The following is a 13,651-nucleotide window of genomic DNA, read 5'->3' as shown; positions in this document are numbered from 1 at the left end:
GGCCCGGAGAAGCGACCGAAGCCGCGCTTCCGGACCCCGATGCCAGCAGACGGTCAGGTCGTGGTCTTGACCTCGATGGAGCCGTCGACGATCTTCTTCTTCGCCTCGTCGATCTTGCCCTGGATGTCGCTGAGGTGGCCGCCCGTGGTGGTCAGGCTGACACCGTCCTCGGCCAGCGAGTACGCCTGGGTGCCGGACAGCGGCTTGCCCTCCTCGACCGACTTGATGAGGTCGAAGACCCCGCTGTCGACGTTCTTGACGACGGAGGTCAGGATCGAGTCGGCGTACTTCGACAGGGCCGGGTCCTTGGCCTGGTCGGAGTCGACGCCGATGGCCCAGGCGCCCTCCTTGTTGGCCACGGCCTCGATCGCACCGGCGCCAGAACCGCCCGCGGCGGCGAAGATCACGTCGGCGCCCTTGTCGAGCATGCCCTTGGCGGCGGCCCTGCCCTTGTCCGGGCTGCCGAAGCCGGACAGGTCCGAGCCCGTGGACAGGTACTGGATCTGCACCTCGGCCTTCGGGTCCGTGTCCTTCACGCCCTGCTGGAAGCCGGCGGCGAACTTCTTGATCAGCGGAAGGTCGACGCCGCCGATGAAGCCGACCCGGCCGTCCTTGGACTTCAGCGCTGCCGCGACACCGGCCAGGTAGGAGCCCTGCTCCTCCGTGAAGACGATGGAGGCGACGTTCTCGGCGTCGGAGACCGAGTCGATCAGACCGAACGTGGTGTCCGGGTGCGACGTGGCGACCTTCTCGATCGCGGCCTGGTAGGCGAAGCCGACCCCGATGACCGGGTTGTAGCCGCCCTCGGCGAGCGAGGTGAGGCGCTGCTCGCGGTCGGCCGGGGTCTCGCCGCTCTTGGCGGTGAGCTCCTTGGTCTCGACGTCGAGCTCGGCCTTGGCCTTGTCGAGGCCACGGGCCGCGGAGTCGTTGAAGGAGTTGTCCCCCCGACCGCCGACGTCGTAGGCCATGCCGACCTTGAGCTTGCCTTCGGAGCCACTGGACTCGGTGGACGACTCGCCGCACGACGTGGCGGTGAGCGCGAGGGCCGCGGCGACAGCACACGCGGCGGTGATCTTGGATACCCGGCGCACGAGGAGGGTCCCTTCAGACTGGCCGAAAGCGCCTCTTCCGGCGCTGGTTTCGCGGCGATCGTAACGCGCGTAGATATCTGTTTAGCCCCAGTTCATGAGTCGTTACCAGATCGAAGCGCGAGGTCCCCCGGGGTCGTCGGCCCCCTTCGGAAGGCGACGCCCGCGTGACGGGCCCGCCCGTCAGCCTACGACGCCGCGCCCCTCCCCGCCGGGCCCCGGACCCTCCGCCTCCGGGGCCCGGTCGCAGCCCGCGGGCCCCGGAGGCGCTCCGCGCTCCCCCGGGGCGCCGACGACGATCCCGGTCCGGGCGCCGTGGGCGTCCGCGGAGGGCTCCCCCCTTGCGGGGCGGGCCCGCTCAGCGCCTCCCGTCGAACAGCGCCGCGGCGGTGAACAGCTCGACCCCCACCGCGATCGCCTCCTCGTCCACGTCGAAGTTGCCGCGGTGCAGGTCGAGCCCGCGCGTGTCGCCCGGGGTGCGGACGCCGAGGCGGGCCATCGCGCCCGGCACCCGCTCCAGGTACCAGGAGAAGTCCTCGCCGCCCAGGCTCTGCTCGGTGTCCTCGATCGCATACGATCCGCGGCGCTCGGTCATCGCGGCGTCCAGCAGGCCGATGCTCTCGGCGTCGTTCACCACGGGCGGCACCCCGCGCACATAGTTGACGACGGTCTTGGCCCCGTGCATTCCGGCCACCTCGTCCACGGCGGCGTGCACCAGGTCGGGGGCGTCCCGCCAGGCCTCCAGGTTCAGACAGCGGACGGTGCCGGAGAGCTCGGCGTGCTGAGGGATGACGTTGGGGGCGTGCCCCGTCTCCAGCCGTCCCCAGGTCAGCGCGAGCCCCGACCGGGCGTCCACGCGGCGGGCGAGCAGGGCCGGGACGTCGACGGCGACCCGGGCGGCGGCGGTCACCAGGTCGGTGGTCAGGTGCGGCCGGGCGGTGTGCCCGCCGGGCCCGTCGAGCGTGATCTCCAGCCGGTCGCAGGCCGAGGTGATGGCACCGATCCGCAGCCCGATCCGCCCGACGTCCACCTTCGGGTCGCAGTGCACCCCGATGATCCGCCCGACGCCCTCCAGCACCCCCGACTCGATCGCTTCGACCGCTCCGCCGGGGAGCACCTCCTCCGCGGGCTGGAAGACGAGCCTCACGGCGTTCGGCAGCAGCCCCTGCCGGTCGAGGCCGGCGAGCACCAGCCCGGCCCCCAGCACGGCGGCGGTGTGCACGTCGTGGCCGCAGGCGTGGGCCCGGCCGGGCACGGTGGACCGGTAGGCCACGTCCGCCTTGGTGTCCGGGATCGGCAGCGCGTCGATGTCCGCCCGCAACGCCAGCATGGGCGTCGTCCCGTCCCACTCTCCCACGTCACACATGAGCCCGGTACCCACGGCGAGCACCTTCGGCTTCAGCCCGGCCTTCTCCAGCCGGTCCTTGATGGCGGCGGTGGTGCGGAACTCCTGGTTGCCGAGCTCGGGGTGCATGTGCAGATCCCGGCGGAAGGCGATCAGCTCGGCACGGAGTTCGTCGGAGAGCCTGCCGGGCAGCTCACCTCCCCCGGGCCGGCCGGCCGGGTCGTGGGGGCGGGAGGCACGGGACTTCAACTGGTTCACCTGGTGAAGGGTAGGCCCACAGGCCCCCCAACTGGCCACAGATCAACAAAACTTCAGCCGCACAGGCGAATGAAGTTTCCGTAAGGGCGTGTAACGCGTGGTAGCGGCGGGTATACATTGCGCTTTTCCGGTGGGTCGCGGGGCGGGCTCGGGGGCCCGCCCGCCCGGCCGCCTCGTCGCCCGTGGAGCCCTACGTGTCGAGGTGGTCGACGAACACCCCGATGAGGACGCGGCCGCCGAGGCGCTGCTGCGGCAGGCTGAAGTGAATCCGGTTGCGGTGGCGCTCCTTCTTGGCGTGCCATTCGCAGCGGTAGGTCTCCTCCTCGTGCTCGACGTCCCGCTGTCTCATGACCTTGGGCTTGGAGCGGGTCAGGGGGCTCTCCGGCGAGAGGTCGATCCCGTGGCGCCCCAGCTCCGCCTTGACGTCAGAGGGCTTGCCCGCGTGTTTCACCAGGGCCGGAGCGAAGTGGTCGTGCACCACCGACAGCACCTGGACGACCCAGTCGCGCATCTCGCCGTAGGCGCCGTCGAAGGTGCGGAAGGTCAGGGACCGGGCGAAGACCACGTCGGGAAAGGCTTCGCGCGCCCGCTCGAAGAAGGCGTGCTCTGCGACGTCCTCCCGGCTGAACAGCTCCCGCCAGAATCCCGGGAGGGCCGAGGGGTCGGACAGGAAGTAGACGTCCTTCTCGATCGCGGCGGACGCGGGCGCCGCCTTCGCGGCGACCTTCAGCCAGCCACGACGCTCGGCCACCGGGAAGACGAGGCAGCCCACGTGGTGTCCGCGCGTCGCGTGCCACCAGGCGTAGCCGACCGACAGGGCGAACAGGGGGCCGCTCCCCGCCGGCTCCACCTCGTCGGGCAGGCCCGCCGTCTCCGTGTCCCAGGAGGGGCAGCGGTCCATCAGACGGACCATCCTCAGCCGGGCGTCACGGCCCGCCCGGGGCGCCTCCCCCTCGTACAGGACGTCGTAGAGCTGCTTGCCGTCCGCGCACTCGGCCTCGACCCACCAGGGGGAGACGGCGACCGCGTGGCGTTCGGTCAGCTCGGTGAGGGCGTCGGTGAACGCGTCGAGCAGGTCCGTCAGACGCTCTTCCGTCAGCCCCCGGAAGTCGAAGGACGATTCGTCCACCACGAACCGGAACGGCTCATCTGGCCTTGCGCCTGGCACGCGCCAGCCTCCCCAGGTCCCGTTCGATCTGGTCGAAGAAGCCCTCCGGCCAGTCGGTCAGCTCGCCCCTGGAGTTGAGGTCGAGGGGCACGGACCCGGCCTCCCGGTCGCCGAAGTAGTGGATCAGCGTCGCCTCCGGGGCGACCACCCGGTCCTCGGCCACGGCCAGCCGGACGCCGTTGAGCACATGGTCGCTGTGGGTCTCCAGGACCACCTGGGCCCCCGCGCCCGCGACCCTCGCCAGGAAACGGCCCAGCTGGGACTGGCCCCCCGGGTGCAGATGGGCCTCGGGGTTCTCCACCACGAGCACGTCGCCGGGCCGGGAGAGCAGGCCGGCCACGATCACCGGCAGGGCGTAGGAGAAGCCGAAACCCATGTTGGCGGGGCGGATCGCCTCACTCAGCAGCCCCGGCTCCCGGAAGCGGATGGTGCTCGCCGTGATGCCCGGCGGCCACTGGGCGCTGATCTCGATGGGGCGGATGATGTCGGAGGCCCACATCTCGACCTGGGTGCGGACGACGGTGACACCGTGGGTGGACGCCGTGTCGGGGTGCTGCAACTCCTCGCGCACCGGTCTGCTGTCGTGCAGGGCGAGCACTTGGGCGGTGTACTCCCCTCGCACCCCGACGCCGAGGAGGTCCGGGTGCTCCGCCGAGACGTCGAGCTGGTCGCGGGGCCCGAGCCGCTCGGCGCACAGATAGGTGAACGTGCTCAGGTCCCCGCTGAGCTCGTCGGGCGGGGCGTCCTCGGTGGCCGATGCGTCCAGGTAGAGCGCCTGCTCGTCGGGCACGGTGAAACGCATGTCGCACACGGTCCGGCCGCCGTCGCACTCCACGCGCACCCCGATGACCGAGTCCGGGGCGTCGGGGTGCTGGAGTTCGTGCGCCTCGCCGAGCGCCAGCCCGTACGGGCCGTTGAGCTGCACCACCCTGCGGGCGGGGGCGTCGGAGAACTGGCGGGCGAGCAGCAGCGCCTGGATGACCGTGCTCTTCCCGGTCCCGTTGAGGCCGGTGAGCACGGTCAGGGGCCGCAGGGCGAAAGCGGCCTCTGCGAAGCGCTTGAAGTGGCGCAGGGTCAGTGAGGTGATCACCGTCCGGCCTCCGCGGCCTTCGCCGTGGTCTCGAAGCGGTACATCACGCGGCGGGCGTCACCGGTGGAGGAGGTGATGGAGTCCAGGTAGCGGTAGTCCACCGTCATCAGATGGCGGGCCGCGTCGACGATGGCCCCGGACCGGCGGGCCAGATCGCTGGGGTCGTAGTCGTCCAGGGTGATCGCCCACGCTTCGAAGAGGGCACGGTTGATCGGGTACTTCCCCGTGTCGGGCCCTTGCGGCCATTTGCGGAACGCCTGGTCGCCGAAGACGACCCGGGCGTTCTCCATCGCCCGGCGGAAGGCGGCCTCCAACTGCTCCACCGTGGCGTCGTCCACGTCGTTCGGGTGGTCCAGCATGGTGGTGGTGCGCTGGAGGAAGGAGTCCATCGACCCGAAGTCGAGGTACCCGCCCGGCCCGTGCAGCCAGAAGGCGGCGAAGCGCAGGGCCATCTCCCGGTCGTTCATCCGCGTATGACCGCCCAGGCCGTTGGTGGCCGTGTCGAACGCGGCCGTGAGCGTCATCCGCTTGAGGATCGAACGGCTGCGGTCCTTGCTCATGCAGTGCCGGATCTCCTGCGCGTTGAGTGGCGTCCCACCCGTGTTGATCCGCTTGAAGATGTCGTACATGACATCCGGAGGTGTGGTCGGGTCGATGACGTGAGCCATGATCTGCGCGTTGTTGATACGGCGTTTCCACGGCGCGGGCAGGTCGTCGAACCGCTTTCCCTCCACGGTCTCCTGCAGGTATTCGAGACCTTTGAGGGCGAAGCCCTCCTGGCCTCGGACGAAGTCATGGATCGTGGAGAGCCGCTGGAGTCCGTCGACGACCCGCATGAAGCCGTCGGCGTCCTCGGCGAAGTAGAAGGCGGGCAGGGGGATCTGCAGGAGGACCGACTCGATCAGGCGGGACTTCTGCACGTGCTTCCACACCCGGCCGCGCTGGAAGTCGGGAGCGAGTTCGAGCGACTCGTCGTCGATCATGTCCAGGGCGTTGCGCAGCGAGAACTGCTTGGTGTTCACCCGGATCTGCTCGGGTTTCCAGGGCCGTTCGATCTCGGGGACCTCTTCGTCCTCGGTCTCCGCCTCGATGCCTGTGGGGGCGTCGAGGAAGTGCTCCTCCTTGACGTCAGGCGCTGCCGGGCTCTGCGAGGTCGTCATGGCTCCGATCGTATCCGGGGCCTCCGGGGCCCGGAACCGCGAGCGGGCCGGGCCCGTACCGGTCGGGCACGGGGCCCTCAGGTCGCCACCGAGGTCAGCCGCTGCACCCCCCGCGCCGTCTCCGTGACCCCGCTCAGGAACCCGTGGGCGCGGGGCGAGGCGGTGGCGCGCAGCCATTCCGGGGCGATGTCGCAGACGGCGACCCGGACGCCGGTGCCGGCCAGGGCGAGGGGGAGGGTGTGGACGACCGTGGAGGGGAAGCTCACGATCGTGCGGCCGATGGGGCCGCGGCGGGCGATGAGCTCCAGCGGGAGGTCCGGGCGGACGATCTCCAGGCCGGTGGCGGCCTCCAGTGCGTGGAGCTTGTCGGCGGATTCGCGGCGGTGGGCGAAGTAGCGGGTCGCCCCGTGGGTGCGGGCCAGGGCCGAGACCGCCTCCTGGTACGGGGCGGGGTCGACGACGCCCGTCTCGACCAGGGAGGTGCCGACCAGGTCGGCCCCCTTGCCGATGCTCGGCGGGCCGAAGCGGGCGCGGGTCCAGGCGAAGGTGTTGGCGATGACCGCGATGCCGGGCGGAGCCTCGACCGGCATCGCTGTGAACACCTCGACCCTGTGGCCCGCCGTCGGGGTGAAGCGGCGGCGGGCCGTGGCGGTGACCGGGGCCAGGACCAGTTCGCGCGGGCCCGTACGGCCCCGGCGGTGCCAGCGCGTCAGGCGCTCGCCCCGGGACAGCTGGGCGACGAACTCCATGGTGGCCGTGCCGTCGTCGACCACCGTGAGGCGGTCGGCGCGGACCAGGGTGAGCAGGAGCTGGACGTAGCGCGAGAACGGGTCGCCGATCACGATGTGGTCCGCGCGCCTGACCAGCCCGGCCAGGGCGCGCAGGGCCTTCAGGGGCGCGCCGGACTCGCCGCGCGCCTCCTGCCAGCGCACGGTGACGCCCTCGTCGCGGGCCAGCTCCGCCATCCGGCGCAGCTGACCGCGCGACATCGGGTCGACCGGGGGGAGGACGACGACCGTGGTGCCGGCCGGATCGTCTCCCCCCTGGGTGTGAACCCACTCCAGGACGTTCAGGAGCTGGACCGGGCTCTCGACGAAGGCGAGGTTCACCGGTCGGCGCTCAGACCGCGGCCGGCTCGGGGGCCGGGGCGCTCTCGGTCTCGGCGACGACGCCCGCGACGCGGCGGAGCTTCTTCATCGGGCCGAGCTCGGACTCGTACACCTTCTTGACGCCGTCGCCGAGCGACTGCTCGATGGTGCGGATGTCGCGGACCAGACGGCTCAGGCCCTGCGGCTCGACGGAGGCGGCCTGGTCGGAGCCCCACATGGCGCGGTCCAGGGTGATGTGGCGCTCGACGAACGTGGCGCCGAGCGCGACGGCGGCCAGCGTGGTCTGAAGGCCCGTCTCGTGGCCGCTGTAGCCGATCGGGACGTTGGGGTACTCCTGCTGGAGGGTGTTGATGACCCGCAGGTTCAGCTCCTCCGCCTTCGCCGGGTAGGTGGACGTGGCGTGGCAGAGCAGGATGTTGTCGCTGCCCAGGACCTCGACCGCGTGGCGGATCTGCTTCGGGGTCGACATGCCGGTGGAGAGGATCACCGTGCGGCCGGTGGCGCGCAGGGCGCGCAGCAGCTCGTCGTCGGTGAGGGAGGCGGAGGCCACCTTGTGGGCGGGCACGTCGAACTTCTCCAGGAAGGCGACGGCCTCGGTGTCCCACGGGGAGGCGAACCAGTCGATGCCGCGCTTCGCGCAGTGCTCGGAGATGGCCTGGTACTCGGCCTCGCCGAACTCGACGCGGTGGCGGTAGTCGATGTACGTCATCCGGCCCCAGGGGGTGTCGCGCTCGATGTCCCACTGGTCGCGCGGGGTGCAGATCTCCGGGGTGCGCTTCTGGAACTTGACGGCGTCGCAGCCCGCTTCGGCGGCGGCGTCGATCAGCGCGATCGCGTTGTCGAGGTCGCCGTTGTGGTTGATGCCGATCTCGCCCGTGATGTAGACGGGGTTGCCGGGGCCGGCGGTGCGGGAGCCGAAGGTGCGCAGGCGGGAGGTGCTCATGGTGGTGCTTCCTTACGTGGTGGGGACTGTGGGGACAGAGGGGTTCGGGGTGGTGAGGGTGGGGCCCAGCAGCCAGGCCGCGATCTCGCGGACGGCGCCGTAGCCGCCGGGGGTGGTCGTGACGGCGCGCGCCGCGGCGCGCACCGAGTCGTGGGCGTCGGCGACCGCCACGGGCCATCCCGCGAGGGAGAAGCAGGGCAGGTCATTGACGTCGTTGCCGACGTAGAGGACCCGGTCGGGGGCGATGGACTGCTCGTCGCACCACTGCTTGAGCGCCTCGTCCTTGCGGTCGATGCCGTGCAGGACGGGGACCTGGAGCTTGCGGGCGCGGGCGGCGACGACCGGGTTCTGTTCGGTGGAGAGGATCAGCAGCGGCACGCCGGCCCGGCGCAGTGCGGCGATGCCGAGTCCGTCGCCCCGGTGCACGGCGACGGTCTCGCGGCCGTCCGAGTCGATCATGACCCGGTCGTCGGTCTGGGTGCCGTCGAAGTCCAGGACGACCGCGTCCACGTCCGCGCGGGTGGGGAGCGGGGCGGGGTCCAGCAGCGGGGCGAGCGCGCGGGCGCGGGCCAGGTCGTGCGGGTCGTCGATCTCCAGCACCCGCGCCGGGTCGGTGGGCACGAGGGCGGTGTCGCCGAAGAAGCGGTGGCGGTGGGTGCGGAAGCCCGACGCGTCCATGGCGTACGCGGCCCCGGTCTCCAGGTAGTCCTGGGGACGGTCCTGGCGGCGGGGGCGGACGGACTTGTCGTGGTTGACGCCGTACGTGCTCTCCTCGACCGCGTGCCCGTCGCGCCAGACGAAGCCGTGGAACGGGGCGACGGTGACGGCGGTGTCCGCGCCCTCGTGGGCCACCGCCCTGGCGACCCCGTCGATGTCCTCGCGGGAGACGAACGGGCTCGTGCACTGGACGAGCAGGACGACGTCCACGCTCCGGGCGCGCTCGGCCTCGTAGACGTCCAGGGCGTGCAGCACGGCCGCCTCGCTGGTGGCGGTGTCGCCCGCGATGGCGGCGGGGCGCTCGACGCAGTGCAGCCGGTGGGCTTCGCCGAGGTGCGCGGCGGCCGTGCGGGCGGCCTCGGCGATGACCCCGTCGTCGGTGGTGACGACGACGTCGGTGACCTCGGGGGCGCCGAGCGCGGCCCGGACCGCGCGGCCCACCAGGGGGATGCCGCCGACCTCGGCGAGGTTCTTGGCGGGGACGCCCTTCGATCCGCCGCGGGCGGGGATCACGGCGAGGACGGTCGGGGACATGGGGGCTCCTGACGCGGTGGGCTCGGCTTGCCCGGTGGGTGACTTCTCGTCCGGTGCGGCCCCGCTCCGGACGGGGGCGGCGCCGGGTGCGTTCACCGGCGCGCTCACAGCTCGCCCATCCGGCGGATCGCGGGGGCGACGCGCTGGACGCCGTGGCGATAGGCGCCGCGGGCGGCGTTGCGGACGGTCTCCCGCACCGCGCCCCGGACCCGGCCGGTCTGCTGCGGTGCGGCGGCGCCGGGCAGCGGTGTGCCGTCCGGGGCCAGGTGGTGGCGGGCGAGGATGCCCGGGAGGTAGCCAGGGGCGGTGGTGGGCGTGTAGTAGGGCGACAGGCGCGGGAGTTCGCCCGCGTTCAGCAGGGCGGTGACCTTGGCCCGCGCCGTGTCGTAGGCCCGGCCGTACGAGCCGTCGGCGGCGACGCCCTGGCCGGCCAGCCACTGACCGTCGGGGCGCGGGCGGAACCCGCCGTCGAGCCTGTCCCAGGAGGTGAGGAGGCCGGAGCCCACGAAGTGGTGGTTGCCGAGGGGTTCGCGTACGCCGAGGTCGGTGAGGATCGCGGTCGGGATGCGGCGGTGCAGGGACTCCAGCGCGGCGGTCGAGGAGACGGTGACCAGCAGGTCGGTGCGGTCCAGGACCTCGCCCATGTGGCCGTAGACCAGACGGAAGTTGGGCGGCAGGCCGCCGGGCAGCTTCTGGGCGAGGCGCTGGTAGGGCAGCTCCTCGATGTGCGTGGTGTGCTCGCCGGGCTTCGAGCGCAGCTTGAGCAGCACCTCGCGGCGCGGGTGCAGCCGGGCGTGCTCGACGAGCCTGCGGAGCAGGTACGTACGGTCCGCACGGGAGGCCGGCACGGAGGGCTGGGCGGCGAACACCACGGTGTCGCGGCCTTCTTCGCTCCGGTACGGCGCACCGCCGAGGAAGGGCAGGGCGGCCTCCGTCACGGCCGAGGCGTCGGCGCCCACTCCCTCGTACACCGCGCGGAAGCGGTCCGCGTCGTGACGGGAGTTGGCGAGGACGACGTCGGCCCCGTGGCGGAGCAGGAGTCCGTCGGCGAGCTTCTCGTAGACGACGCCGACGTATCCGGTGACGATGACGGGCCGGCGCGGCAGCTCCAGGGCGGCGAGACCGTGCAGCATGGCCTGGACGCCGCCGCCCACGAGCGAGAGGACGACGAGGTCGAACCCCTCGTCGCGCACGGCGTGCAGGAACTCGACCGCGGTCACCTCGCGGACCCGGTCGGCGGCGATCCCGACCTCGCCGACCTCCGCGAGCTGGCGGGGCGTCGGGGTGGCCCGGCCGCGCAGCAGCAGCCCGCTGACCTCGACGGGGCGCGCGCCCCGCCCGTCCGCCTCCGCGGTCAGACGGCGCGCGGTGAGCGCGCCCCACTTCCACCGGGTGTCGGAGTCGGCGAGGACGGCGACCCGCAGCGCCGGGGGTGGCACGGCGGGGGCTTCGGCCGGTTCGGCCGCGTTGCTGGTACGTGAGGGCACGTCTCTGAAGTTAGGAAGGCATTTCGATGCGCGGCCCAACGCGATGGCAACAGATGGTTAACAGCGAGCCGACGCTTGGGGAATCGGCCTTGGAGAAGCGTCAAAAGGCCTGCACTGAAAGGTCGTTCACCTGTTTTCCATTCCCCGTTCATCCTCTGGGCGACGCCCAGGGAGCCGAAAGGGCGACGGGGGGTGTGCGCACATCCGAAGCCCGCAAGGCGGGAGAGGGGAAAGGAAGGAGAAGAAAGGGGGGTCGTACCCCGCGGTCGCGCCGGTTCACCGCTTCGACGGCTGTCGTTCACCTGGCGTCCGCACCGGCGACAAGGCAGCGGCCGCCGCCCGCCCTAGCGTGACGCGGGTGGTTAAGCTCTCCGTCATCGTGCCGTTCTTCAACGTGCGGGCCTACGCGCCCGACACGCTCAGAAGCCTGCGGGCCAACGCCCGCGAGGACTTCGAGTTCCTCCTCGTCGACGACTGTTCGTCCGACGGCACGGAGCGGCTGCTCGACCGTGCCGCGGACGAGATCCCCGGCGCCGTGCTGGTGCGGCACACGGCCAACGCGGGGCTGGCGACCGCGCGGAACACCGGTCTGGACGCCGCGCGCGGTGAGTACATCGCGTTCCTCGACGGCGACGACTGGCTGGCCCCCGGGCATTACGGCCGGCTGGTGGCCGACGCCGAGGCGCTCGGCTGTGACTTCGTCCGCACCGACCACGTACAGGCGAACGGCAGGACGCGCACGGTACGGCGGGTTCCGCACGGTCCGCGCGGAACGGTGAGCGATCCGCGGGACGCGATCCTGCCCGCCACCCGCACCACCTCGGTGGACTACGCGTTCGCCTGGGCGGGGCTCTACCGCCGGCGGCTGCTGGAGCGGGGGCTGCTGCACTTCACCGACGGGCTGCGCACGGCGGAGGACCGGCCGTGGATCTGGCGGCTGCACCGGGAGGCGGAGTCCTTCGCCGTCCTCGGCTCGCTGAGCCACTTCTACCGCCGCGGGGTGTCCTCGTCGCTGACCCAGATCGGCGACGCGCGCCAACTCGACTTCCTGCGCGCTTTCGACCAGGTGGTGGAGGAGACGGCCGCCGACCGGGACGCGGACGCCCTGCTGCCGAAAGCCGTGCGCACCTACTGCGCCGTCCTCGCCCACCACCTCGGAGCCCTCGACACGTACGAGCCCGCGGTGGCGCGCGAACTGAAGTCGCGCGGCGGCGCAGCGCTGGGACGCCTGCCGCAGCCGCTGCTGAACGAGGCCCTTGACGCCATGGACGTGCCACGGGCGACCCGGCTGCGCAGGCTGCGCCGCCGTCCGGTCGCCGCCGAGGGGGCTTTCGCCGCATGACCACCCGGATCTTCCACGCCTCCACCGCCGCCGCGACGGCGTTGCTCGCCGCCGCGATCGACGCGGGGTGCTTCGCCGGGCCCGGCCGCCGGCTCCTGCTGCTGTCCCGGACGGGCCCGGTCCCGGAGGCCGTGCCGGACGTGGCCGACACCTCCGGCTTCGAGCGGCTGCGCACCCGGTTCGACGAGGTGGTCTCGTGGAACGACGCGATCTCCCCCTTCCACCCGGACGGCTGGCTGCCCCGCGCCGACGACGTCCCCCTGTGGGAGCGCCACTTCCGGCGCGCTTTCTGCCTCGGCGACCAGGCCGTCGAGCTGGTCGTGGAGTCCCCGCACGCCGGGCCCGCCCGGGCCCTCGCCGAGATCTTCACCGGCGTGCCGATCGACGTGTACGCCGACGGGCCGGCCGCGTACGGGCCGACCGGCGGCAAGGTCCCCCCTCTGGTCGGCACCCGGGTGCGGCGGCTGCTCCATGGGGACCTGGTCGCCGGAGTGCGTCCGCTGCTGCTGGGCGAGTTCGGGGTGGAGCCCGAGTCCGTTCCGGCCGACGCGGTCATGAGGGTCGTGGCTGACATGGCCGACGCCGCTGTGGGGATACCGGACGCCGAGGCGCCGGTGCTGCTGCTCGGGCAGGACCTCGCCGGGGCCGGGCTGGTCTCCGCGGCTGAGGAGGAGGAGCTGCGTCGCTCCATGGTGCGCGGGGCGGCGGCCCTCGGCCACACCCGGATGGTGTTCGCCCCCCACGCCGGCGGTCCGGTGGGGAGCTGGACGGCTCTGCGCGCGGAGGCCGCTCGTCTGGGCGTCGAACTGACCGTGCTGGAGACCCCGTCGCCCGTCGCGACCGACGCCCTTCTGCACCGGCTGCGGCCCGCATTGGTCGTCGGCTGCACCTCGGCCGCACTGCTCCGGGCGGCCCGGTTCCACGGGCTGGCCGCGGCCACCGTCGGCACGGGGATGCTGCTGGAGCGACTGACGCCGTACGAGAACGCGGAGCGGACCGCGGCGACGGTCGTGGACGCCCTGCTGCCCGACCTGGCCGACGCCGACGCGGTCGCCGCACGGAAGCCGGGCGTCGCCGCGGAGGTGGACGGTCTGCTGGCGGCGGTCGGGTTCGCGATGCGGCCGAGGGTCCGGCCTGATCTGCGGCCGGCCGCGGAACGCTATCTGTCCGGGCGCCTGGACGGACACACCTGGCGCTACTTCAAGCGCCGCCGGCTGGCCTCGCTCGCCCTTCCCGGGGTCGTGCCCGCCCGGTTGGCGTTCCTGCGCCGCAACGCGACGCTGCGCCGGGTGGCCCGGCGGGCGCGGGCGTTGAAGGGCTCCGGGCGCGGCTGAGGAGAGGGGCGGGCCGGGCCGGCGGCGCGCCGCGGGGCCCGTGCTCGGTGGGGCCGGGGCGTGCCGTGGTGACCCC

11 protein-coding genes are annotated in these 13,651 nt (G+C 72.6%); 2 read left to right on the top strand and 9 right to left on the bottom strand.

The annotated features are described in order from the left end of the window. Positions 1-53: 53 nt before the first annotated feature. From V9U70_RS20165 to V9U70_RS20125, 9 genes are all read right to left on the bottom strand, one after another. Entirely contained in the window at positions 54-1,091 is a 1,038-nt protein-coding gene (locus tag V9U70_RS20165) for a BMP family lipoprotein (protein ID WP_336677153.1), read from the bottom strand. 355 nt (positions 1,092-1,446) lie between these two features. After that, positions 1,447-2,682: an amidohydrolase gene (locus tag V9U70_RS20160; protein ID WP_336677521.1), complete on the bottom strand. Its 1,236-nt coding sequence runs from the start codon at positions 2,680-2,682 to the stop codon at positions 1,447-1,449. A gap of 199 nt (positions 2,683-2,881) precedes the next feature. Then, the gene (locus V9U70_RS20155; RefSeq protein WP_336677152.1) at positions 2,882-3,823 is read right to left on the bottom strand and encodes a hypothetical protein; all 942 of its coding nucleotides are present in this window, start codon (positions 3,821-3,823) and stop codon (positions 2,882-2,884) included. A 13-nt stretch (positions 3,824-3,836) separates the two neighbouring features. Continuing rightward, a complete protein-coding gene (locus V9U70_RS20150; RefSeq protein ID WP_336677151.1) occupies positions 3,837-4,949 on the bottom strand; it encodes a DUF3696 domain-containing protein in 1,113 nt (370 codons plus the stop codon). Continuing rightward, positions 4,946-6,109 carry a DUF262 domain-containing protein gene (locus V9U70_RS20145; RefSeq protein WP_336677150.1) on the bottom strand — a complete coding sequence of 388 codons (1,164 nt, stop codon included), beginning with the start codon at positions 6,107-6,109 and terminating at the stop codon, positions 4,946-4,948. The genes V9U70_RS20150 and V9U70_RS20145 overlap by 4 nt, the downstream gene beginning before the upstream one ends. Positions 6,110-6,186: 77 nt before the next feature. Continuing rightward, positions 6,187-7,218, bottom strand: coding sequence for a hypothetical protein (locus V9U70_RS20140; protein WP_336677149.1), 1,032 nt, complete (start codon positions 7,216-7,218; stop codon positions 6,187-6,189). Between the two features lie 10 nt (positions 7,219-7,228). Further along, a complete protein-coding gene (locus V9U70_RS20135; RefSeq protein WP_336677147.1) occupies positions 7,229-8,161 on the bottom strand; it encodes an N-acetylneuraminate synthase family protein in 933 nt (310 codons plus the stop codon). Between the two features lie 12 nt (positions 8,162-8,173). Further along, positions 8,174-9,412 (bottom strand): N-acylneuraminate cytidylyltransferase, encoded by a 1,239-nt coding sequence (locus tag V9U70_RS20130; RefSeq protein WP_336677145.1) that lies wholly within the window; start codon positions 9,410-9,412, stop codon positions 8,174-8,176. 104 nt (positions 9,413-9,516) lie between these two features. Continuing rightward, complete coding sequence (locus V9U70_RS20125) at positions 9,517-10,899, bottom strand: DUF6716 putative glycosyltransferase (protein ID WP_336677143.1); 1,383 nt, start codon at positions 10,897-10,899, stop codon at positions 9,517-9,519. A gap of 358 nt (positions 10,900-11,257) precedes the next feature. Between V9U70_RS20125 and V9U70_RS20120 the strand changes: the two genes are divergently transcribed. Both V9U70_RS20120 and V9U70_RS20115 read left to right on the top strand, forming a co-directional pair. Further along, the gene (locus V9U70_RS20120) at positions 11,258-12,241 is read left to right on the top strand and encodes a glycosyltransferase family 2 protein (RefSeq protein ID WP_336677141.1); all 984 of its coding nucleotides are present in this window, start codon (positions 11,258-11,260) and stop codon (positions 12,239-12,241) included. Then, on the top strand, positions 12,238-13,575 hold the full coding sequence (locus V9U70_RS20115) for a polysialyltransferase family glycosyltransferase (protein WP_336677140.1): 1,338 nt from the start codon (positions 12,238-12,240) through the stop codon (positions 13,573-13,575). Before V9U70_RS20120 ends, V9U70_RS20115 begins: the two co-directional genes overlap by 4 nt. The last annotated feature ends 76 nt before the right edge of the window (positions 13,576-13,651 follow it).

This window comes from Streptomyces pratensis, assembly GCF_037137275.1.
Classification (GTDB): domain Bacteria; phylum Actinomycetota; class Actinomycetes; order Streptomycetales; family Streptomycetaceae; genus Streptomyces; species Streptomyces pratensis_B.
This window is presented reverse-complemented; position numbering and strand designations above follow the sequence as displayed.